Origin of the sequence: Cohnella sp. GCM10020058, assembly GCF_042683485.1 — a bacterium.
GTDB lineage: Bacteria > Bacillota > Bacilli > Paenibacillales > Paenibacillaceae > Cohnella.
The window spans coordinates 233,682-256,162 of record NZ_JBHUJV010000013.1 but is presented as its reverse complement, the minus strand read 5'-3'; the positions used below and the strand labels follow the sequence as shown (position 1 = coordinate 256,162).

Genomic DNA, 22,481 nt, shown 5'->3' with positions numbered 1-22,481 from the left:
TTAAATTGTTCAGCGGGCGTCCTGAAGCGACTCCGGCAGGAATCGGTACCCGAAGCCGCGAACCGTATGGATATACACGGGATTGGACGGATCGGGCTCGATCTTCTTGCGCAGATTGCTGATATGAACCATCAGCGTACGGGTATCGCCCATGCTGTCGGTATGCCAGACGAGCCGGTACAGCTCGTTCATCGCGAAGATGCGGTTGGGCTGGCGCGCGAGGACGCACAGCAGCTCGAATTCCTTGGCCGACAGCGGAATCGTCTCGCCGTCCCGCGTAACCTCGAACCGGCCGGGATCGATCGCAAGGCTGCCGAACGACATCACGCCGTACTGCTCGTCCGCCTGCGGCCGCTCGCGCTGGCGTCTGCGGCGGATATGGGCTTGCACGCGGGCGACGAGCTGTCTCGGACTGAACGGCTTGGTAATATAATCGTCGCCGCCTTCGGACAGTCCCAGGACGATGTCCGCATCCTCGCTCTTGCAGCTGAGAAAGAGAATGGGTACGTCCGCGCACCCGCCTTCGCGCAGCCGCCTGCATACCTCGATGCCGTCCATGTCGCCGAGAGACACGTCGAGGATGACGAGATCCGGGCTTAACGCCTCCGCGATCTGCAGCGCGTCCTGTCCGCCCTCGGCGGCGTGCACCGCGAAGCCTTCTTTAGTCAGGAACAACCCGATCAGTTCGGTGATCTCGCGCTCGTCGTCGACGACGAGAACGGTGCCAATCGGTTTGCTCAAGGTAATTCCCTCCCATGCCATGTCAACGTTCGACTGTACCTTATTATACTTAAAGCGTTGACGCATAAGCAATGCGCGTTTACGATGAGGACAATGTTTCAAGGCAGGAGCGATCGGAAAATGAAAGCAATAAAAATGAGGCGGGGACAGGGAGCGCTGCTTGTCTTCGTCTTCGTGATGGCGTTGGCCGGATTGGCCGGTGGGCTCGCGCTCGGCGGCGGCGCTTCGGTCGGCAAGCCAGTCGCCAAGGACGGCATCATCGATCTGAACGGCTATTCGTTCGTAAAAAGCGGCACGGTTCCGCTCGCGGGCGAATGGCGCTTTTCAAGCGAGTCGCTGCGTCAGGGAGCGTCTTACGACACGACGATTGACGTCCCGGGCATCTGGGGCGGGCTTCCGGACGGCCGCGGAGGTCTATTGTCCAGCCAGGGCTATGGCACGTACCGGCTGGTGCTTCGGAATTTGCCGACGGGAAGCGGCATGTTCGGCATACGGCTGCCGAATTTATCGACGGCTTATGCGCTCTATGTCGACGGCGAGCTGGTCGGATCGAAAGGCGTACCCGGTGCTGACAAGGCTTCGACGACGCCGTTCCAAATGCCGGATACGGTTTTCTTTCAACCCGGCGGCGCTTCGGTCGTACTGGAGCTGGAACTGGCGAACTTCCATCACCGGACGGGCGGCATCCGCAGCTCGCTCGTGCTCGGTACGCCGGAGCAGATCAAGAGCATCGCCTTCGGACATGAAGCCAGGGAATTTATCGTACTCGGTTGCTTGCTTATGATCGGCATTTATCATATCGGCTTGTATGCGCTCAGGCGAAAAGAGCTGGACAACCTGTTGTTTGCGATGCTCTGCATTTGCGTCGCTGGGCGGATGAGCGTCATCGGAGAAGGTCTGCTGCCGAGAATCGTGCCGGAATTGACCTGGACGGCGGCCGGACGTCTCGAATACAGCTTTTTCGTGCTGAGCGCACTGTGCGGCTTTGCGTACTTTCGCCGTACGTACAGCAAGGAGCTCACGCGCAGTTGGACGTTTGCCGCATGCGCCGGCGCCTGCGTACTCATGGGACTGACATGGGGGCTGCCGCTTCTGGCGTCTAGCTCGCTTATCCTGCTCTATCAGGCATTCGTAATTATCCTGAGCGGCGCATCGTTGTATTTGCTCATCGTGGCGCTGATTCGCGGACGCGAGGGGGCGGCCCTTTCCTTGATCGGCGTGGCCGGCTTCGTCGGCACCGTGCTCAGCGACATCTTTTTTTACAACGGCTGGTGGCACGCGCCTGATATGGTCCCGTTCGGACTGCTGTTCCTTGTCGTCATGAATTCGTTTCTCATTTCGCTTAGGTTCTCCAGGACGTTCGCCAAGGCCGAACAGCTGTCGGCGGAGCTGCGCAGATGGAACGGCCAGCTCGAAGCGCGCATCGAAGAGCGAACGGAAGCGCTGCGTGCCGCGGAGCAGTCGAGACGGCAGCTCGTCAGCAATATTTCGCATGACCTCCGCACGCCGATGACGCTTATTCAAGGCTACCTGGAGGCGCTGCGGGACGGCGTGATCTCCGATCCCGAGCAGCGGGACGCGGTCATCGGCGCCATGCTCAAAAAAGCGGAGGGTCTAAACGAGCTGATCCGGGATTTGTTCGATCTGTCCATGCTCGAGGCTCGTCAAGCCCAGATGTCCTATGAGCTCGTGCCGCTTCCCGCATGGGTCGACCGTCTCGCGGAGAATTATGCCATGGAGCTGCTCACCAAAGGAATCGCGTATGTCTGCCGTACGGAAGGTCCGGGAACGGAGAGCGTCAACTTGAAGATCGACGAGCGAAGAATGGATCGGGTCATGTCCAATCTGATCTATAACGCCATCCAGGCGACGCCTCGCGGAGGTGAGATTCGCATCGAAGCGAGACGGGGCGCAAGACCGTACGAAGCGGAGATCGCGGTGCTCGACAACGGCGCGGGCATTACGCCCGAGGAGCTGCCGAAGCTCTTCGAACGATTTTACCAAAACGACAAGTCGAGAAACGGTTCGTCCGGCGGCAGCGGGCTTGGTCTTGCTATCGTTCGCGAGATCGTGGAGACGCACGGCGGTCGAATCGAAGCGCGCATTCGGCCTGAAGGCGGAAGCGAATTCGTGATTACGCTGCCGATTGCCAAACGAATGAATATGGAGGAAGGGCAATGATACTTAGCACCGCGCAAAAAAGAACGATCTTAATCGCGGTCGCCTTATTGGCGCTGCTGTTCGCGACGATTACGTCCTTGAGGGCCGGCGGCTATGCCGGTTGGGACAGGTTTGCTGCAGATGCTGCTGCGGATATCCGCGCGTCCGGCTGGACGAGCTTGTGGCGGACGATAAACGACATGGGCAGTTCGGCCGGCATCGCTACGGTCGCCTTGCTGTCCGCTGCGTGCTGGTGGCGGCTTCGCTCCTGGAAAATCGCCTTCTCATTCGTCGGTGTCGTTATGGCCGCATATGTCCTGCAGACGGCGCTCAAGTCCGCGTTCGGCTACGAGCGTCCTGAAGACGCATGGGGCATTGCGCATGACGGCTACGGATATCCGAGCGGTAACGCGACGATCGCAGCCGCGTTATACGGCTGGTGGATATTGCTTGGATGGCTTGAACTGCGCGGGCATACCTGGAAAATCGCCGTCTGCGCACTCGCAGGATTGCTAATAGCGGCGACAGGCTGGAGTCGGATTTACTTCAGCGTCCATTATTTGTCGGACGTTTGCGCCGGCTTCTGCGTTGGCGGGCTATGCGCGCTGGCTGTCGCTACGATTTGCTTTTGGCGACGGACCTAGCGGGCTTTTTCCGGTCGCCCTCGACAATGCCGAGGAGGAGGCCGATCGACTGCTGACGCTGCTCCTGATCCATGGATTTGAACAGCTCTAGGATTTTGTGCTCCTGCGGCTCGGTCGGATGCTCGTTACGCTTCCCGCCTGCGCCGCCGATGATATAATCCAGTGAGACGTTGAAATAATTCGCCAGCTTGATGAGCGTTTCGTAAATGGGATGACGGTTGTTGATTTCGTAATGGCTGTACGCAGATCTCGTAATGCCGACCTGGCGAGCCACTTCCTCCTGTGACAGATGACGTTCGAGGCGAAGCTGGCGTAGACGGTCACCCATGCTCATCGCGATATCTCCTTGCTATATATAGTGGACTATTTGTTTATTACTGTATGATACAAAATGTATCATGTCAAGCGTTTTCAATGAAACGCGGTGATTTCTTTTCTCATTGTCTTCGGTTATAATAGATTAGAATCATTATAATCTGCATGGCGTAAATGCGTTCTGCGGACGAAGGGGGCAATCCCGATGGCGGTACTCGAAGATCAATTGACTAAAATAAATAAGCAGCTGCTCAGCAAAGGCTATAAGCTGACTTCGCAACGCGAAGCGACGGTGCGCGTATTGCTCGAATACGAGCAGGATCATCTGAGCGCGGAAGAAGTGTTCATGCTCGTGCGCGAAGTGCATCCGGACATCGGCCTAGCGACTGTGTATCGTACGCTGGAGCTTTTGGCAGAGCTTCATATCGTGGAGAAAATGAATTTCGGCGACGGCGTTGCTCGATTCGACCTCCGGAGCGACGAGAATGCGCATATGCACCACCATCTGATCTGTACTGTTTGCGGACGTTTGAAGGAGATCAAGGAAGATTGGCTCGGAGAGCTGGAGCAGCGTCTCGCGCGGGAATACGGATTTCTCGTGACGGACCATCGTCTCGAATTCACGGGCACCTACGCCAGCTGCCAGCGCGAAGGCTGCAAAAGGACAAGCAAGGCGGTCTCTTGAGCGCAATCCGCTTGCAGCGCAACTGGTTCTATTTGAATAACAGCCCTCGCAGGCGAAGCTGCCGCTTCGCTTGCGGGGGCTGTTTGCGCGTCAGTCGAAGACGGACCGGTTAGCGCCTGTCCGATTTGCGCTTCAGGTCCCTTGCACGGAACAACAGCCATCCGACGGCGACAATCAATAAAATGAACATAAGCGTGTATGTGACAATCATGGCTAAACCTCCGTTTCTGTTAATGTTTACCCCTCCCGCGGAATTATGCAGCTGGATGGCGATTACAGATGCTGCGTATCGGATGGCATTAGCCTAACTGTTATACGATCGGTTACAATAGAGAGGAATTCATATCGAGGAGGAGATTCGCTAGTGAAATTCAGTCAACTGGGAAAATCGGGCCTTAAGGTCAGCAAGTTGTGCCTCGGAACGATGAACTTCGGGGTGGACACGGACGAGAAGGACGCGTTCCGGATGATGGACGCCGCGCTCGACGCTGGCATCAACTTCTTCGATACGGCGAATATTTACGGTTGGGGCGAAAACGCGGGACGTACCGAGGAAATCATCGGACGCTGGTTCGCGCAGGGCGGAGGACGGAGAGAGCGCGTCGTGCTGGCGACCAAGTTCTATGGCGATATGAGCGACGCGCACGACGGACCCAACGGCGAAGCCGGTCTGTCGTCGTACAAGCTTCGTCGCCACCTCGAAGGCTCGCTTCGTCGGCTGCAGACGGATCATATCGAGCTATACCAGATGCATCACGTCGATCGCAACGTTTCTTGGGACGAGCTGTGGGAAGCTTTCCGCATCGCGCAATATCAGGGCAAGATCGGATACGTAGGCTCGAGTAACTTCGCGGGCCGCGATCTTGTAAAAGCCCAGTACGAAGCGAAATCGAAGGGCATGCTCGGCCTTGTGTCCGAGCAGCACAAATTCAGCCTGATCACGCGTCTTCCCGAGCTTGAAGTGCTGCCGGCCGCGCACGAGCACGGAATCGGCGTTATCGCCTGGAGTCCGCTGGACGGCGGTCTGCTGAGCGGACATGCGCTCAATCCGGCGCCGGGCTCGAAGCGGGCCAGCGACCAGACGCGCGTGGAAAAGTATCGTCCGCAGCTAGAAGCGTTCGCCAAGCTCGCGGCGGAGCTGGGCGAATCCGAAGCGAACCTGGCGCTGGCCTGGACGCTGGCGCATCCGGCTATGACCGCGCCGATCATCGGGCCTCGCACGATGGAGCAGCTCGAGGGCGCGCTGCGCGTCGTCGACATCGAGCTAAGCGAGGCGACGCTGAAGCGTCTGGACGAGATTTTCCCGGGACCGGGGGAAGCGCCGCGCGCTTATGCCTGGTAATAGAAGCTAAACGATGTGGGAGCCGTTCGCGATCGCGAACGGCTTTTTTTGCCTTCTGTCTAGAATAAAGAAGATAAATTTGGAGGCAATCCGTGAGAGATAAGCGCGTTTTCGGCGTGGCGGAGCTTTGCTGTAGAAACACGAAGCAAGTTTCGGAGGGCCGCAAAACCTAAAGAGACGGACAGGGCGATCTTGCTGACGGTTTCATAGGAATAATAAATATAGATTAAAGCGCTCGATCGACAAATATCGATGAATTATGATGATTTGCGCCAAGAATTGGGTGTACTATGCGTCGATTCCACGTATAATGGGTAAAAGCGCGACGCTATCGGACAGCGCATGATTTGGCTAGGAGGACCGCCATGACACACACGCACGGATCCTATGATCTCTCACTCGTTTTGCTCTCTTATTTGATCGCCGTACTCGCTTCCTATACGACGCTCGATCTCGCAGGCCGCATCAGCACCGCAAGCTCCGGATACAAAACATTATGGATCGGTTTCAGCTCGGCGATCATGGGCATGGGCATCTGGTCGATGCACTTTGTCGGAATGCTTGCCCTGCGCCTGCCGATGGCCGTCAAATACGACAGCTTGCTCGTCGTCGTATCGGCTGCCGCCGCGATTGCAGGCTGCTTCGTCGCGTTATTTATCTCGGCGAAGCCTCATTTGGGCTACCGTCGCCTCCTGATGGCTGGCGTTTCACTGGCCACGGGCATATGCGCCATGCATTACATCGGCATGGATGCGATGAAGATGCCGATCCGGTATTCGCCGACCATCGTGACGTTGTCGGTCGTCATCGCGCTGATTGCGTCCATCGCAGCGTTATGGCTCGCCTTCGTCTACCACCGTCAGCAGAAGCGCTACGCGGTCCGCAAGAAGCTGGCGAGCGGGCTGATCATGGGCGCTGCCGTAGCGGGCATGCACTATACGGGCATGAGCGCGGCCGCATTCGAGATGGACCATGCGAGTATGCACGGCAGTATGGGCATGTTCTCGAACCAGCGAATAATGGCTTACGGCGTCGTCGTCGGCACGCTGCTGACGCTGGGGCTCTCGCTCGCAGGCATCGTCATCGCCAAGCGTTTTGCTGCCAAGCAGCGGCGGATCGAAGAGAGCCAGAATTGGTACAAGGCGATCTACGATAGCATGACCGACGGCATCATCACGCTCAGTCTCGACCGGAAGATCACGGGTCTTAATCCGTCGGCGGAGCGTATCGTCGGCGTACAGCAAGCCACGCTCATCGGCATGCCGCTAGAGGAACTGCTGCGCGTCGCCGTTTCCGAACGTTCGGAGGAGCAGGCGCATATTCTCGCGCTGGCCAAGGACGGCAAGCGCCAGCAGTACGAGTCGACCATCGTGAACGCCAAGGGCGAAGAGCTGAGCCTGAGAGTCTCGATTGCGACTGTCCGCTCCGGCGACGGTGCCGTTGGCATGTACATGAAGCTGCGCGACGTGACCGAGGACAAATCCAAGGAAGAGCATATCCGGAAAATGGCGTACGAAGACGACCTTACGGGCCTTCCGAACCGCCGCAAATGGCAAGAACGATTGGCCGCGACCGCGTCGGAGCTCGGCATCAACCGCAGCTGCTTCGCCGTCATGGTGCTCGATATCGACCGGTTCAAGCTGATCAACGATTCGCTCGGGCATCAATACGGCGACCAGTTCCTGAAGGACGTATCGGAGCGGATCTTGCAAGCGCTCGAGGGCAGCGGCGCGGAGCTCGCGCGGCTCGGCGGCGACGAGTTCGCGATCCTCGTCATGGATACCTGCAGCAGGGAGGCGCTGTCCGAGCTGGCGGAGGAGATCGTCCACCAGATTCAGCGTCCTTACCCGCTGCATCACCAAGATTACTACGTGACGGCGAGCATCGGCATCGCCGTCTGTCCGGAGCACGGCGAACAGCCCGACCAGCTGCTCCGGCATGCGGATCTGGCCATGTACGAGATCAAGAAGCAGGGGAAAAACGGATACCGCTTCTACCAGCCCGAGCTGAACGACAAGCTGACCGAGAAGCTTGAGCTCGAGCGCGATTTCAGACAGGCGCTGCCGCGCAATGAGCTCGAGCTCTTTTACCAGCCGCAGGTGCGTTCCTCGGACGGCCTCATGATCGGCGTGGAGGCGCTCGTACGCTGGAATCACCCGCAGAAGGGCATGATCTCTCCCGGCGTGTTCATTCCGCTTGCCGAAGAGATCGCGCTCATCGGCCCGCTCGGCGACTGGGTGCTTAGAGAAGCTTGCCGTCAGATGCGCGAATGGCATTTGGCCGGCGGGCCGCTTGTGCCGGTGTCCGTCAACCTGTCCTCCCAGCAATTTTACCAGTCCAATCTGGACGAGCACATTGCGAACATTTTGTCCGAATCGGGGCTTGATCCGCAGTATCTCGACCTGGAAATTACCGAGAGCATGATGATGGACGTGGAGGTGTCGACGGCGATTCTGAACCGTCTCAGCGCGCTCGGCGTACGCATCAGTCTGGACGATTTCGGGACAGGCTACAGCTCGCTCAGCTATCTGAAGCATTTCCCGATCCACAAGCTGAAGATCGACCGTTCCTTCATCCGCGACATTACGGTGAGCGAGAGCGACCGTGCGATCGTCGCGACGATCATCTCGATGGCCGAGCATCTCAAGCTCGACATCATCGCGGAGGGCATCGAGACCAAGGAGCAGCTCGATATTCTTCGCGCTCAATCCTGCAGAGAGATTCAAGGCTACTACTTCAGCAAGCCGATTCCAGCCGACGAGATCGAACGGAGCTTCTTCGAGCCGCTGCGCGACAGCAAGCTGAGAGCCTAAAGCACATGACAGAAGGGCCGGCGGTCAGTTGACCGCCGGCCCTTCTGTATGGAGCGTTATTCTTCGAATACGTCCGCGAATATTTCCTCAAGCTCCTCGTCCGCCACCATCGTGATGGAAGAGGGATAGACGCGGCGTCCGTATTCGGACAGCATATATCGTACGATCGCTTCCTTGAGATTGGCTTCGATCAGGTAGCGGCTTCGTCCCTCGACCCACATCTCGGCGGTGAAGCCTTGCTCATCGTCCCAGAAGAGCTCGACTTCAACGGAAGTGACGGGGACCTGCTGCCGCTCCGACGTATGCAGGCATACGGCGTTTACGATCTCGTCCGTCGTCAGCCTCATATCGGATTACCAGCGTCGGTTGGGATCGTTAGGACCCTGCGGCTGATGCTGTCTGCGACGGCGCAAGGAATTCACGATGCCCATGATCAGGACGATGACGAAGAAGATCGCGGCGAGATTGACGAGCAGGCCCAGGATGTCTCCGAAGAAGCCCATGCCGCCGAACATTCCGCCGAACAGCATGCCGGCGATGCCGCCGATCATCAAGCCTTTCATGAAGCCGCCTCCGCTCGTGAATCCGCGCTTAGGCGTCGTTGCGCCGGCCCCCGCCGTCGTTCCGGTACTCTTGTTCGTGCTGCTGGATACGTTGTCCTGCGCCTTGGCCGGCGTCTTGGTGTACGAACGCTTGCTGGAGCTGAATCCTTTGCGCGCGGCGTCCGCTGCGTCGGCAGGAATGACGACGGCCGCCGTGAACGCGAATAGCGTGAACACGAGCAACAATTTTTTCCACATACGTTGCGATTCCTCCTGTGTAAATAAGATGCGTTCAGTAATACGGTAAAAGTCACGAGCGGTTTCATTTTTTCGCGTTTTTTCGTATGCTTGTTGCTATTGGAACTTTGAACTTGCTTGGAAGGAAGGAGCGTTCTGGCGACATGATGTCATTATTCCCGATTCCCGAGCCTTTCGTACATTATTTGGCGCAATATCATGGCACCCGCGACTATTTTGAGTGTCACGAGATTATGGAGGAATATTGGAAGGAAAAAAAAGAAGCCGCCTATGAAGGCAGCTGGCTGGTGCTGATCCGGATCGCAGTCATGCAGTACCATGCGCGCAGGGGCAATGGCAGCGGAGCCATGAAGCTGCTCGCGAAGGCCGAATCGGAGATCGAGCCGGACCGGATGGACGAGCTCGGCCTGGACGGCCGGCGGCTGAAGCAAATGCTGGCCCGCAGAAGAGAGCGCTGGAAGGACGCGCATAACGTCGTCTACGACGACTTCAATCTTCCGATTGCGGACAGCGAGCTGTTGGAGGCAGCCGTGCGCCGGGCCGAAGCGCTGGGCGCTGCGTGGCTGTCCCCCGGGCAGCTGGCGGACGATAGCATCGTCCATCGCCATCTCGCGAGGGACCGCACGGAAGTCGTCGAAGCAAGAGAATCCTCGATCCGCAGCCGGCAAAAGAACCGGACATCCGAAGGCGCCGATTAGTCGATCAGCGCGCTGGCGTCGTGCTGGGCCGACAGAAAATCGTAACCGTCGGTCACAAGCTCGAGCTCGCCCGTCACGGGGTCGATGATCAGGCCGTGAACCGGCGTGCCGGGCGGGAGCAGCGGATGGTTGCGGACGATTTCGACGCTGTTTTCCACGCTGCTCTTGACGTTCTCGAAGCCGGTCAGCCAACGGTTGAAGTCGACGCCGGAATTGTGCAGCATGCGGATCGTGTCCTGACGGATGCCGCGCTTCATCATATGGCCGACGACGACCTTCGGATCGATGCCCGTCATACCGCAATCCTTGTGGCCGATGATCATCACTTCGTCGCCCTTCAGCTCGTAGAGCGCGACGATGACGCTTCGCATAATGTTGCCGAACGGCGCGGTGATGATGGCGCCCGCGTTTTTAATGATCTTCGCGTCGCCGTTGCGAATGTTGAGCGCCTTCGGAAGCAGCTCAGTCAGACGCGTGTCCATGCAAGTGACGACGACAAGGCGCCGGTCCGGCGCATTGTTGTTGGCGTACTTTTCGTATTCGTTGTTGGCGACGAACTCTTTGTTGTAACTAAGCACTTCTTCCAATTTGGTCATCTTGAGTGGCTCCTATCAGCGAGTATAAGTGCTTGCGGAAGTTCTTAAGTCGACGGTACCCAGCGCGTTCGTGTAGATCTGGCCGTCGCTGGACAGCTTGAAGCTGCGGGTCGCGCTATTGTAGGAGACGCGCAGAACTTCGTCGAAGTAGACCGCATGGCGCGGCTCGTACCAAAGCTCGACCGGCTCGCTGTCGGCACGAAGGTCCCCGGCTCCCGGCTCGTCGACCGCCCATAAAAAGGGCACGCCGTTAACTGCGCAGCCGCAGCCTTCGTTGTCCGATACCAGCTTCCAGACGCGGACCGGCGGGGCGAACTTCGATTGCAGCGCGGAGGCTGCCTCATTCGTCCACTCGATTCTCATCGCTCTTCGCTCCTTTCGGTTAGCGTTATAAGACCGTTATGTTGATTATAGAGATCGGGGCAGGTATGATCAAGGGGTCTGCTATTCAATAGGAAATGGAAGGATGAGATCGGAATGCGTGATAATGCCGCAGCAAAGGATTCGGCGATCGTCCGGTTTCGTGCGCTGACGACCCAGATCAAGCATTATGAAGAGCTGCTTGGCGTCGTCTATTGGGACATGCGGACGGGAGCGCCGCGCAAGGGCATCGCCCAGCGCTCCGAGGCCGTCGGGGCGCTGTCCTCGGAGATGTTCAGGCTGTCCACGTCCTCGGAGATGGGCGAGCTGCTCGCGGAGCTGGACGGGGCCGATTCGGACGGCAAGCTGACCGACGTGGATCGCAAGCTGATCAAGGAGACGCGCAAGGAATACGAGCGGAACCTCAAGATCCCGCCGGAGCTGTACCGTGAATACGTTGTGCTGACCTCCCAAGCCGAGACCGAATGGGAAGAAGCCAAGGCCAAAAGCGATTTTAAAGGATTTCTCCCATATTTGAAGCAAATCGTCGATTACAACCGCCGCTTCATCGCGCTCTGGGGCGTGAAGGGAACGCCGTACGACACGCTGCTGGACATGTACGAGCCTGGCACGACCACGACGGAGCTGGACCGGCTGTTCGGCGAGCTGCGCAATCGGCTCGTGCCGCTCGCCGCAGACATCGCGCAGCGGGGAGACAAGCCGGATACGGCCTTCCTGCAGGGCACCTTCGACAAAGCCGCGCAGAAGCGCTTCAGCCTTTACACGCTCGGCCAGATGGGCTACGACTTCGATGCGGGCAGACTCGACGAGAGCGTGCATCCGTTCGCGACCGGTCTTAGCACGGGCGATGTACGGATTACGACGCGGTATCTGGAGGACGATCTGACGAGCGCGTTGTTCGGCACCATCCACGAGTGCGGACATGCGTTGTACGAGCAGAACGTGGATCCGAAGCTTAACGGCACGCCGCTATGCGGCGGCACTTCGATGGGCATTCACGAATCGCAGTCGCGCCTGTGGGAAAATATGATCGGGCGCAGCCGCGGGTTCTGGGAACGGTATTTGCCGGAGCTCAAGAAAGAATTTCCCGCGCAGCTCGAAGGCGTCGACGCGGAGGCGTTCTACCGCGGCATCAACGTCGTCGAGCCGTCGCTGATCCGTATCGAAGCGGACGAGTTGACGTACAACATCCACATTATGATCCGATACGAGATCGAGAAGATGCTGTTTAACGACAATCTCGATCCCGAACGGCTCGAAGAAGTGTGGAACGCGAAGTACAAGGAAGCACTCGGCATCGAGCCTTCGAACGCGGGCGAAGGCGTCCTGCAGGATGTCCACTGGTCGGGCGGCATGTTCGGCTACTTCCCGTCGTATTCGCTGGGCAATATGTATGCGGCTCAGATGCTGAAGACGGCGGAGCGCGAGCTGCCGGCGCTTTACGAAGACATCGCCGCCGGGCGCCTGCTGCCCCTCAAGGAATGGCTCGCCGAGAAGGTGTACCGGCACGGCAAGATGCTCGAGCCTGGCGAGATTATCGAGCGGATCACCGGAGAGCCGCTGCGGTCGGACGATCTGTGCGATTACTTGGAAGAGAAGTACAAAGAGATCTATCGGCTGTCTTAATCGTCGGGTATGCGACTGCAAAGGGATGAACAGGGGTAACCTGATCATCCCTTTTTTGCGTTGCAGAACTTAAAGCGTGGATTATTCGCCGGCAGGCAATGTCGCCTTGCGATACTCGGCGGGCGGCATGCCGAAGCGATCCGAAAATACGCGGGTGAAGTAATGTACGGACTGATACCCCGTGGCGTCAGCGACTTCTTTGACATTGAAGAGCGTCGTCTTGAGCAAACCTTCAGCGGTGAGCATGCGTTCGCGGGTGACGTAGTCCACGAGCGATTGGCCGAGCTCTTCCTTGAAGATACGGGACAAATGACGCGAGGATATATTCAGATAGGCGGACACTTCCGCGAGGCCCAGCGAGCCCGCGAGGTTGTCGTGAATATAACGCTTCGCCAGCTGGACGAGATGCGTGCGGGAACGGGAGGAGGCCTTCGCCTTAGTTGCGGGCGTTCCGTCCTGCCGCCCGAACGTTCTCTGAAACGATCGAAGCAGCATCGCGCACAAGCTTTTCGTTTGCGGCTCGCCGTCTGCCTGATGCAGCAGGACATGCCGGTACAGTGCTCGCCATAACAGTGCGGTCACGCCTTCGGCATCCGCAACGACCGGCGAGTTGCTGCTTTGCAGCTCGTCCTCATACTGCTTGGCCTCGGAAGACGCCGGTGCCGCGACGACCTCGAAGGCGACAAAAAACAGCTTCAGGCCCGACTGGCTGCGAATCTGATGCCAATGTCCGGGCAGCGACGCGAACAGAGAGCCGCTCTCTAGCTTGTAAGTGACGTCGTCGTCCTCGTATTCGCCTATCCCGTCGAGTACGTAGCAAATTTCATGAAACGAATGCCGGTGAACGGGATTGTCGTAATGCTGCCACGCGAGTCCCCAGTTGTAAATTTGAAAGGTGACGCCATCCCCGTCGGTGCATCTTCTGTAGTTCTCGTTCAAGATCCGGGTCACGAAAAAGAAGTTTTCTTCGGTCAACGCTGTCACCTCTTGGCGCGATTGTGCAAACGGACGTCCGGCTTTTGCAAATACAGTCGTCTTAAAATTTCCTATACTGATCGTATTCTTAGCGTTTACATCGAAGGAGGAAATTTTGAATGGATAAGCTGATTAAAGCAGACGACGTACAATTTTACAAGGATAGCGGGTACTTGCTCGTCCGCGGCGTATTCTCGTCCGCAGAAGTGGATGAGATGCGAAACGCCGTAACCGGCATCATCGATCGCGCCGCCAAGTCGAAGTTCGACGGCAATGCGACCTGGCAGGGGGACTATCTGCCGCCGGAGGAATTGAAGAAGCTGGTGCTCAAAGGCTTCCACGACGTTCATTATCACGATGCTTCGTTTACCCGCGCAGCCGTGCACCCGAACATGACGGCCGTCTTGTCGCAGCTGATCGGTCTCAACGTTCAGCTTCACCACAGCAAGATGCTGGTCAAGCCGCCCGAAAAAGGCGCCGCCTTCCCGCTGCATCAGGACACGCCTTATTTCCCGCATGCCGATCATACGATGCTCGCAGCCAGCGTCCATCTGGACGATTCGGACATGGAAAACGGCTGCCTGTGCGTTATTCCGGGCTCCCACAAGCAAGGCCTGCTGCCGCATGTCGGACGCTATTACCTGGATCACCGGGAATACCCATTGTCCGCGGCGACGCCTTGTCCGGCATCGGCGGGCGACGTGCTGTTCTTCAACTATTTGACCATCCACGGCTCCGACGTCAATCGCAGCGCGCGCAACCGGCGCAACGTCCTGTTCCAGTACCGCGACCCGACGGACCTGCCGACCGAAGACGTGCACGTGAACTGGGGACAGGGACTCATGGTTTGCGGGGAGAATCCCGTTTATAAATCTTACCAGCCTGAATACGCTTTGAAATAACGGGCTAGGCCAAGCGTTTCTATCGATCCGAGCCAAGACCTGTCGTCCTTTTAGGGGCGGCAGGTCTATTTTTGGGCTGTTGCGTCGGTAGGTTTGGCTGAATGATATGTCATTTGCTATAATGACTGCATCGACAATGAAGGGCATGAGATCAAATGACGCAGGGGACGCCGTTATATCGCAAAATTTTCTCGTTTTTCCTTGATGAAATCGCGGAACGGCGGTTAAAGGCGGGAGACAGGCTGCCGACGGAGCTCGAGATCGCCGAGCAGTTTGGCGTGAGCCGAATAACCGTTATTCGAGCGATGCGGGAGCTTGAGCATCGGCAGCTGCTATATCGCGTTAAGGGCAAGGGGACGTTTGTTCGCGAGGATCTGGACCGCCAAAGCGACGAGTCATTGAATCCTAAAACTGGTGCCGGATCGGAAGACGACCCGGGTAACGCAGAAGTGGTTGCAAAAGCGGAAATTCCGCTCATCTCGGTCGTAATGAGCGACTTGGAACATGCGGGGCAGGATATTCTGCTCGGTATCGAGCATGCGGCGCGAAAACACGGCTACTATGTCAGCTTTCATAATGCGATGATGGACCCGCTGCTTGAACGGAGCTTGCTGGAAAAGCTGGCGCAAGATGCACGGGGAATCATTGTGTATCCCTGCGCAGGCCTTGACAATATCGACCTGTTCAGCGGGATGACGATCCGTCGCTTTCCGTATGTCGTCATCGATCACCCCCTGGAAGGTATCGAAGTGCCGCTGTTCTCGCCGGACAATGAACGCGGCAGCTACGAAATGACCCGGCATTTGATTCAAATGGGTCATGAGAGAATCGCGTTTGTCGCGCCGGGGTTGTATATCCATCCGGCATTTCGCGAGCGGTACAAGGGATACTGCCGCGCGCTCGTCGAAGCGGGGATTCCGGTACGTCCGGAGTGGATCGTATCGGCGGATTGGGCCTTGGGCACCGAGCCTGAAGTGCTTCACAAAGAGGCGGACGCCCTGTTGAAGCGATGGCTGTCCGGCAGCGGCAGGCCGACTGCCTTGCTGGCCGGCAACGACTTGTTGGCCATCCATCTGATCAAGTCGGCCTTGCGCGCAGGAATTGCCGTTCCCGAAGCGCTGTCCGTGGCGGGCTTTGACAATCTCGCCATGACCGAATATCTGGAGGTGCCGCTTACGACGGTCAGCCAGCCCTTCTATGAAATGGGGGAGCGTGCCGCAGATTCGCTTATCCGGCTCATCCGCGACGGCTCGCCGATTTCGGGCCAACAGCTGGATACGGCGCTCGTCATACGCGAGTCAACCGGAGTTCCCCCTCGACAATAATTCAAATATCTGAGACTTCCGCAAAAAGCTGTTCCCAAGCCGATATTACCGCTTCGGGGACGGCTTATTTGTTTTTGATCCGTGGCGTAGTGCATTAAACTCACTCTGCTGAGCAGAAATTTATTGAACATATAATATAACATATTGTTGTGCGATTCAATGAACTGTGTTAATAATGATATATTATTTAGTCATTTGAGGGGGTTCTACATTGAGCGAAAACCAGAAAAAAATCAACAAGATGTATGTGCTGTCCCACACGCATTGGGATCGGGAGTGGTACCAGGATTTCCAGGGCTTTCGCCTGCGCCTCGTTCACATGATGGACGAACTCATCGACCATATGGAACGCGATGAGGCTTATCGCTATTTCATGCTGGACGGACAGACGATTATCCTGGAGGATTACATCCGCATCCGGCCTGAGCGCAAGGATCGTCTTGCGAAGCTGATCGCGGGCGGAAGGATCCAGATCGGACCTTGGTACGTGATGCCGGACGAATTCCTCGTCAGCGGCGAATCGTTGATCCGCAATTTGCTCAAAGGCGTTCGCGATGCCCGCAAATGGGGGGCCGAGCCTGTTCGCTCCGGTTACGTGACGGATATTTTCGGTCATAACAGCCAATTGCCGCAGCTGCTTCAAGGGTTCGGCATCGATCATGCCGTCATGTTCAGAGGTTTCCATGGGGACGGGGATCCGTCGGAGTTGTGGTGGGAAGGCGCGGACGGGAGCAAGGTGCTGGGGCTCAAGCTCGACGAGGATCGGGCATACAGCGATTTTTACTTTGCCGTGCGTTGGCCGTTTTTCGAGCGGGACGACGATTATTCGGGCCATGCGAAGGAGCTGATCGAGCGGGCAAAACAGTACCTTACTTACAAAAATGAACGCGCAACCACCGATATCGCGATCGGGATGGACGGCGTGGACCATGTCGAGATCGAACCTCAGCTGACTTGGCTGCTGCGCACATTAACCGAGGAGACGGGCGTCGAATTCGTCCATGCCACGATCGAGCAATATACGGCCGATCTCCGCTTGAAAATCAAAGACCTGAACATTCACAAAGGCGAGCAGCGCGCGCTCGGCTTCAATGGCATTAACAACTGGGTGCCGGAAAACGTTCTGTCGTCCCGCATTCATCTCAAGCAGCACAACCAGCATGGCGAGAATCTGCTTGAAAAATGGGCGGAACCGCTCGGCGTCATGACCGCGGCGCTGGGTAAGCCTTATCCGGCAGGCTTTTTGACCGAGGCCTGGACGCATCTGCTCCAGAACCACCCGCACGATTCGATCTGCGGCTGCTCCATCGATCAAGTCCATCGGGATATGATTTACCGGTTCGATCAAGCCAGACTAATAGGCGACGGGCTTGTCAAGGAAAGCGTGCATTACATCGTCGACCACTTGGATGAAAGCAAGGTGGACGGTAAACAGGTGCTGGCCGTGTTCAACATGTCGCAAAGCGAGATCGACGGTATCGTGGAAATCGAGCTTTCGCTGCCGGCCGGATCGGACGCCTCGCTTCGGATGGCCGATCATAATCTGCAAGGCACTTCTTTCCGTATTTTCGACGGAGATCGGCGCGAGATCGCCTACCAAGTGTTGTCGGTGCAGCGGGGGCATACGGAAATGTACCGTCCTTATCGCGAGCTGCCTCGCGGCCGGGTCAGCGACGTTTACCGGCTCGCCTTGCATGCGAAGGTGCCTTCGTTCGGCTATACGGCCTATACGGTCGAACCCTACGAGCTCGATTGGCACGGCACGCTCGAGTTCAGCGCGCCAAAGCTCATCGCGCCTGTCCGCCTTCCAGGAACGCAAAAGATCGGCGCCCGGGCCTGGAACAACGGGCGGATCCGCTTGGAAGTGCAGCCGGACGGCACGCTCGACATCACCGAAGCCGCGACCGGACATACGTTCCGGGGGCTGCTGCGCTTCGAGGACGAAGCAGACATCGGGGACGGCTGGACGCATATGGCGCCGATCGGCAACGAACGCTTCACCTCCGCCGGCTCTCCGGCGCAGGTGTCGGTCGTTTACGACGGTCCCTATGCCACCTGCCTGCGAATCCGTTCCAGCCTGCGGCTGCCGCAGGGCGTCGACGCCTCGGGAGCCAAACGCAGCGAAGCATGGACGGACTTTACGGTCACGACGTTCGTCACGCTGTTGCAAGGCGACCCGGTCGTTTACTGCCGGACCGTCGTCGATAACGCGGTGCGCGACCACCGGTTCGGCGTCTGGTTCCCGACAGGGCTCGATACGGACCATTATGCCGCCAGTACGCCGTTCGATCTGGTGAAGCGGCCGTTCTCCGAGCCTGACCAGTCCAAATATTTGCGCAAGCCTTATGAAGCTTTCCCGCACAACGGCATTCTCGCCGCAAGCGACGGAAAGGTAGGTTTCGCGATTTACAGCAAAGGACTCTACGAGACATGCCTGCGCGCTGACGAGGACCGAGCGCTCGGCTTGACGCTTTTCCGAAGCACGGCCAAGGAGGTCGGCACCGATCCGGGCGACGGCGGACAGCAGTTAAGAACGATGACGTTCGCGTATGCGATCGAGCCGATTCGCGTCGAGGAACAGTTCGAGAGCAGGCTCTGGTTGGCCCATCAGCGCTATGCGGCCGGGATCCGGACCGCGGAACGGCCTGCGGGCCGCGTCTGGAGAGAATCGCCCTATCGCAGGGACGCGAATCTGCCGCTCTCGGCATCTTTTCTCGGCATCGAGGGCGCAGGGCTGCAGATCAGCGCCGTCAAAGCCGCCGAAGAGGGCGAGAACCGCTGGATCGTACGGATTTTTAATACGACCGACCGGGAGGCGAGCGGCAGACTGACTTGCGAGCAAGAAATTGTCGAAGCCCGGCTCCTTAACCTGAATGAGGAAATGCTCGAGAAGCTGGAGACCGATGGGGGCGGGATCGCCTTCAAGGCCGGACCCCGTCAGATCGTGACGATCGGATTGGTCTGGGGAGGTCATGCAGCGGAGGAGGCATGAAGGAAAAGCCGTACTTGCTGTCGAATGGTAGCTCATGCTGTCGAATCGATCCTTTGAGATTGCGATAGCCCTGCCGGAGGGAGGCGCTTGATTTGACATGGTCGGTATGGATCGCGGACGACGAGCGGATTCAGCGCGAGGGCATTGTCATGCATGTGCCCTGGAAGCAAATGGGGCTTGTCCTGGCCGGCACGGCGGCGAACGGCAAAGAAGCGTTGGAGCACATGCGCGCCGCGCCGCCCGACATTTTAGTCACCGATATTAAAATGCCGCTGATGGGCGGTCTTGAGCTGGCGAAGCATGCGCGGGAACTGAATCCGCGCATGAAAATCGTCATTATAAGCGGTTATGACGATTTTGAATATGCCCGTACGGCGATCGAGCTGAGCGCCACCGCATATTTACTCAAGCCGCTTGATTTTCGCGCATTGCTGGAAACGCTTCAAAATGTCGCTTCCGTCTGCGAGGAAGAGGCCATGCAGGAGCGGATGCGGCTCGAGCTGCAGCGCCGGATGGCGGAAGCCAAGCCGCTGGCCGTGCGCCAGTTGCTGCGCGATCTGCTGCAGGGACGTCTCGAAGATCCGGACGCTATCGAAGGGGAAATGCGCGAAGCCGGCATGCCGGCTTCGGATGAATTCGCGATCGCAGTCATAAGGGCGGATGACGGTAGCAACGGCGTCAAGGAAAAGGGAGTAAGCGGAACAAAGCTCGCACAAAACCTGGCCTGCATCGGCAGGGGGCTGCGGTGGTCCGAATCGTATTGGTCGGACGGCGACGAGCTGGTCTGGATCGCGGCTGCCGGCGAAGAAGAAGCGATCCGCGTGTTGGACGCGCTTCGCATTTATGCGAATGGCGAGCTGGGCATGAATCTGGCGGCCTGCGTCGGCAGCGGAATTCGCGATCCAGGCCTTTTTTCCGAATCGTACCGGCGTGCCGCCGCCGAGTTGGCAAGGCGGTCGGGCCAAGACTTGAACAAGACTGTAATACTCGGCGGCGCGCGCGTCTTGAACAAGGAGGTACCCGTGCAGCGGATCGTCGCCTATATCGAGACCCGCTACGGGGGGCCGATCTCGGTCGAGGAATTGGCCAAAATGGTGTTTCTTTCGCCTAATTACATCAGCAATTTGTTTAAAGAACAAACCGGGGAGACAATCATCGATTACTTGACGGGTGTGCGGCTGCGTCATGCCCGGAATCAACTGGCCGATCCAACCCGCAAAATTTACGAGATTGCCGAGAGCACCGGATTCAACAGCACGTCTTATTTCAGCGTCGTTTTTAAAAATACGTACGGCGTAAGTCCAAAGGAGTACAGAGAGTCGCTGAGGGAGCGGATCTCCGAATGAGGATGCCGCTGCGCGTCCACGACATCTCGATCAAGCACAAAATGATGTTCAGCTACGGGCTGCTTGTCCTGCTGTCCATCGTCGCGCTCGGGGCCGCTTTTTATTCCAGCATGCAAAAGTATGTGTACGAGCAAGCGAGCGAATCGTACCGACAGACGCTGTCGCAGGTTGTACTGAATACCGAATACAAGCTCAACAATTACGACCAGCTGCTTAATCAGTTCGTTTCGGATTCGAAGTTCGTCGGCGCGGTTTCGTTCTCGTATACGTCTCCGGGCGACTATTCCTACGCTTATCTGAATACCATCTCGCGGTATTTCGAGGTCGGCAAGCAAGACAACAGCATAGAATCGATTATTTTATATAAGAACAATCCGACCCTGCCCGAATCGGGCGACGTGTTGATCGATATCGACTATATTTTGCGCACCGCCTGGTACCAAAAATATTTCGCACATATGGAAAAATATACGATCAACGACTATATCGCGCTGTCGAAACGCAAATTTTGGATCGTCACCGACGAGGTGAACAAGCCCGACTACAGGCTGTCCGGAGAAAAAAGCGACTTGCCCGGCGAGAAGCGGGTCGCGATCATTAAACCGGTTATCTACAATTTCGAAAAGCTGTCAGGTGTCTTCGAGCTGTTCGTTCGTTATGACCGCATATTCGGAGACTTTGCGGCGACCGGCACCGGCCCGGACGACTATATGCTCGTCGCGAACGACAAATGGCAGAACGTCTATGCGAGCCTGACAGACGGGGAGTCCGACCGGCATGGACTGACGGCTGCTTTGGCGGAGAAAACCGCTGCACAAGTGGACGGCCAAGCGTCAGGCAAGTTCAGGATAAAAATGGGCGGCGCCGACAAGATGGTATTGTATGAACGAGGCGGTGATTCCGGCTGGCTGTACGTCCGCGTGCTGTCGTACGACAGGCTGTTCGCGGGCGCCAAGACGGTCCGGCAGTTTACGATTGTCGTAGGGGCGCTGTGCCTGCTGATCAGTCTGCTGCTTGCGCTGGCGCTGGCCAGGATGATCGCCCGCCGGCTGTCGGTACTGTCCGGCCATATGAAGAGCGTGGAGGATCTCACGCTTGACGTAAAAGTGGATATCGACGGACGCGACGAGATCGGCGCGCTGGCCCGGAGCTACAACCGGATGATCCGCAAGATCAGGGAGCTGGTCGAACAGCTGACGGCCAGCCAGCAGACGCAGCGGGAGTCCGAGCTCAAGGCGCTGCAGACGCAGATCAATCCGCATTTTTTGTACAACACGCTGGCGACGATCAACTGGATGGCAATGGGCGGCCAGCATGACAAAATTATCGGGATGGTCAACCATCTGGCGACCTTCTATCGCCTCTCGCTCAATAAAGGTCTGCCGCTGCTCGTGGTGAGGGAGGAAATCCGCCATCTGCAGGCCTATACGGAAATTCAAAAAATCCGGCTGGAGGAACGCATCAACTTCATCTACGAAGTGGAGGCGGGCATTGAATCGTGTATGACGCTTAAGCTGATTCTCCAGCCGTTCGTGGAAAACGCGATCTTGCATGGCGCGGAGCAGAAAGCCGGCACGACCGCGATCGCGATCCGCGCGCGACGAGTAGAAGACGAACTGGTTTTCGTAATCGAGGACGACGGCATCGGCATGCCCGCTCCGCCTGCGGCCGATCTTTTTCCATTCGGCAACGGATACGGCATCCGCAACGTCCACGAGCGTATCCGGCTGCATTACGGGCAAGCGTACGGCGTATCGATCGAGAGCGCCGAAGGCAGCGGGACAAAAGTGACGATCCGCATCCCGGCCGTCAGCGATGAATAAAGACGACTCACCAGGATGACCGCTCGGTCCCGCCATGTAACGCTGTACAGCGCCTCTTTGCCACAAATGACCGCTCGGTCCCGCCAAGTAACGCTGTACAGCGCCTCTTTGCCGCAGATGACCATTTGGTCCTGCCATGTAACGCTGTACAGCGCTTTTTTCCCCCGGATGACCGCTCGGTCTCGCCATGTAACGCTGTACAGCGTTTCTTTGCCCCGGTTGACCGCTTGGTCCCGCCAAGTAACGCTGTACAGCGTTTCTTTGCTCCAAATGACCGCTCGGACCCGACATGTAACGCTGTACAGCGCCACTTTTCC

At 57.6% G+C, this 22,481-nt stretch carries 20 protein-coding genes; 12 read left to right on the top strand and 8 right to left on the bottom strand.

Features of this window, described 5'->3' with window-relative positions; genetic code table 11:
- Nucleotides 1-9: 9 nt before the first annotated feature.
- Nucleotides 10-741, bottom strand: coding sequence for a response regulator transcription factor (locus tag ACFSR7_RS22570; RefSeq protein ID WP_378165473.1), 732 nt, complete (start codon nucleotides 739-741; stop codon nucleotides 10-12).
- Between the two features lie 120 nt (nucleotides 742-861).
- Between ACFSR7_RS22570 and ACFSR7_RS22565 the strand changes: the two genes are divergently transcribed.
- Nucleotides 862-2,922 (top strand): sensor histidine kinase, encoded by a 2,061-nt coding sequence (locus ACFSR7_RS22565; RefSeq protein WP_378165471.1) that lies wholly within the window; start codon nucleotides 862-864, stop codon nucleotides 2,920-2,922.
- Nucleotides 2,919-3,545: a phosphatase PAP2 family protein gene (locus tag ACFSR7_RS22560; protein WP_378165469.1), complete on the top strand. Its 627-nt coding sequence runs from the start codon at nucleotides 2,919-2,921 to the stop codon at nucleotides 3,543-3,545. Before ACFSR7_RS22565 ends, ACFSR7_RS22560 begins: the two co-directional genes overlap by 4 nt.
- Here ACFSR7_RS22560 and ACFSR7_RS22555 read toward each other — a convergent pair.
- A complete protein-coding gene (locus tag ACFSR7_RS22555) occupies nucleotides 3,517-3,879 on the bottom strand; it encodes a helix-turn-helix domain-containing protein (RefSeq protein WP_378165467.1) in 363 nt (120 codons plus the stop codon). The genes ACFSR7_RS22560 and ACFSR7_RS22555 overlap by 29 nt on opposite strands.
- Nucleotides 3,880-4,065: 186 nt before the next feature.
- Between ACFSR7_RS22555 and fur the strand changes: the two genes are divergently transcribed.
- The 3 genes from fur to ACFSR7_RS22540 all read left to right on the top strand — a co-directional run bounded on the left by fur (nucleotide 4,066) and on the right by ACFSR7_RS22540 (nucleotide 8,700).
- Entirely contained in the window at nucleotides 4,066-4,545 is a 480-nt protein-coding gene (gene fur / locus ACFSR7_RS22550) for a ferric iron uptake transcriptional regulator (RefSeq protein WP_378165465.1), read from the top strand.
- 364 nt (nucleotides 4,546-4,909) lie between these two features.
- Complete coding sequence (locus tag ACFSR7_RS22545; protein WP_378165463.1) at nucleotides 4,910-5,887, top strand: aldo/keto reductase; 978 nt, start codon at nucleotides 4,910-4,912, stop codon at nucleotides 5,885-5,887.
- A 365-nt stretch (nucleotides 5,888-6,252) separates the two neighbouring features.
- Nucleotides 6,253-8,700 (top strand): EAL domain-containing protein, encoded by a 2,448-nt coding sequence (locus tag ACFSR7_RS22540; RefSeq protein WP_378165461.1) that lies wholly within the window; start codon nucleotides 6,253-6,255, stop codon nucleotides 8,698-8,700.
- A gap of 56 nt (nucleotides 8,701-8,756) precedes the next feature.
- Here the strand turns inward: ACFSR7_RS22540 and ACFSR7_RS22535 are convergent, their stop codons facing one another.
- Both ACFSR7_RS22535 and ACFSR7_RS22530 read right to left on the bottom strand, forming a co-directional pair.
- A complete protein-coding gene (locus tag ACFSR7_RS22535) occupies nucleotides 8,757-9,047 on the bottom strand; it encodes a DUF2653 family protein (RefSeq protein WP_378165460.1) in 291 nt (96 codons plus the stop codon).
- A 6-nt stretch (nucleotides 9,048-9,053) separates the two neighbouring features.
- Entirely contained in the window at nucleotides 9,054-9,500 is a 447-nt protein-coding gene (locus tag ACFSR7_RS22530; RefSeq protein ID WP_378165458.1) for a hypothetical protein, read from the bottom strand.
- 143 nt (nucleotides 9,501-9,643) lie between these two features.
- Between ACFSR7_RS22530 and ACFSR7_RS22525 the strand changes: the two genes are divergently transcribed.
- A complete protein-coding gene (locus ACFSR7_RS22525) occupies nucleotides 9,644-10,198 on the top strand; it encodes a DUF309 domain-containing protein (protein ID WP_378165456.1) in 555 nt (184 codons plus the stop codon).
- Here ACFSR7_RS22525 and ACFSR7_RS22520 read toward each other — a convergent pair.
- Nucleotides 10,195-10,794 carry a beta-class carbonic anhydrase gene (locus tag ACFSR7_RS22520; RefSeq protein ID WP_378165455.1) on the bottom strand — a complete coding sequence of 200 codons (600 nt, stop codon included), beginning with the start codon at nucleotides 10,792-10,794 and terminating at the stop codon, nucleotides 10,195-10,197. The genes ACFSR7_RS22525 and ACFSR7_RS22520 overlap by 4 nt on opposite strands.
- Before the next feature lie 15 nt (nucleotides 10,795-10,809).
- Nucleotides 10,810-11,157 (bottom strand): iron-sulfur cluster biosynthesis family protein, encoded by a 348-nt coding sequence (locus tag ACFSR7_RS22515; protein ID WP_378165453.1) that lies wholly within the window; start codon nucleotides 11,155-11,157, stop codon nucleotides 10,810-10,812.
- Between the two features lie 114 nt (nucleotides 11,158-11,271).
- On the opposite strand from ACFSR7_RS22515, the gene ACFSR7_RS22510 reads away from it, so the two are divergent.
- A complete protein-coding gene (locus ACFSR7_RS22510; RefSeq protein WP_378165451.1) occupies nucleotides 11,272-12,801 on the top strand; it encodes a carboxypeptidase M32 in 1,530 nt (509 codons plus the stop codon).
- 81 nt (nucleotides 12,802-12,882) lie between these two features.
- Here ACFSR7_RS22510 and ACFSR7_RS22505 read toward each other — a convergent pair whose 3' ends face one another.
- Nucleotides 12,883-13,776 carry a helix-turn-helix domain-containing protein gene (locus ACFSR7_RS22505; RefSeq protein WP_378165449.1) on the bottom strand — a complete coding sequence of 298 codons (894 nt, stop codon included), beginning with the start codon at nucleotides 13,774-13,776 and terminating at the stop codon, nucleotides 12,883-12,885.
- Between the two features lie 128 nt (nucleotides 13,777-13,904).
- On the opposite strand from ACFSR7_RS22505, the gene ACFSR7_RS22500 reads away from it, so the two are divergent.
- From ACFSR7_RS22500 to ACFSR7_RS22480, 5 genes are all read left to right on the top strand, one after another.
- On the top strand, nucleotides 13,905-14,678 hold the full coding sequence (locus ACFSR7_RS22500) for a phytanoyl-CoA dioxygenase family protein (protein ID WP_378166084.1): 774 nt from the start codon (nucleotides 13,905-13,907) through the stop codon (nucleotides 14,676-14,678).
- A 155-nt stretch (nucleotides 14,679-14,833) separates the two neighbouring features.
- A complete protein-coding gene (locus ACFSR7_RS22495) occupies nucleotides 14,834-16,003 on the top strand; it encodes a GntR family transcriptional regulator (RefSeq protein ID WP_378165448.1) in 1,170 nt (389 codons plus the stop codon).
- A 211-nt stretch (nucleotides 16,004-16,214) separates the two neighbouring features.
- Nucleotides 16,215-18,995, top strand: coding sequence for a glycoside hydrolase family 38 N-terminal domain-containing protein (locus tag ACFSR7_RS22490; protein ID WP_378165447.1), 2,781 nt, complete (start codon nucleotides 16,215-16,217; stop codon nucleotides 18,993-18,995).
- Nucleotides 18,996-19,087: 92 nt separating this feature from the next.
- Complete coding sequence (locus tag ACFSR7_RS22485; protein ID WP_378165445.1) at nucleotides 19,088-20,341, top strand: response regulator transcription factor; 1,254 nt, start codon at nucleotides 19,088-19,090, stop codon at nucleotides 20,339-20,341.
- Nucleotides 20,338-22,164: a cache domain-containing sensor histidine kinase gene (locus tag ACFSR7_RS22480; protein ID WP_378165444.1), complete on the top strand. Its 1,827-nt coding sequence runs from the start codon at nucleotides 20,338-20,340 to the stop codon at nucleotides 22,162-22,164. Before ACFSR7_RS22485 ends, ACFSR7_RS22480 begins: the two co-directional genes overlap by 4 nt.
- On the opposite strand, the gene ACFSR7_RS22475 is transcribed toward ACFSR7_RS22480, so the two are convergent.
- Entirely contained in the window at nucleotides 22,074-22,475 is a 402-nt protein-coding gene (locus tag ACFSR7_RS22475; protein ID WP_378165442.1) for a hypothetical protein, read from the bottom strand. The two genes, ACFSR7_RS22480 and ACFSR7_RS22475, sit on opposite strands and share 91 nt — an antisense overlap.
- Between the last annotated feature and the right edge of the window lie 6 nt (nucleotides 22,476-22,481).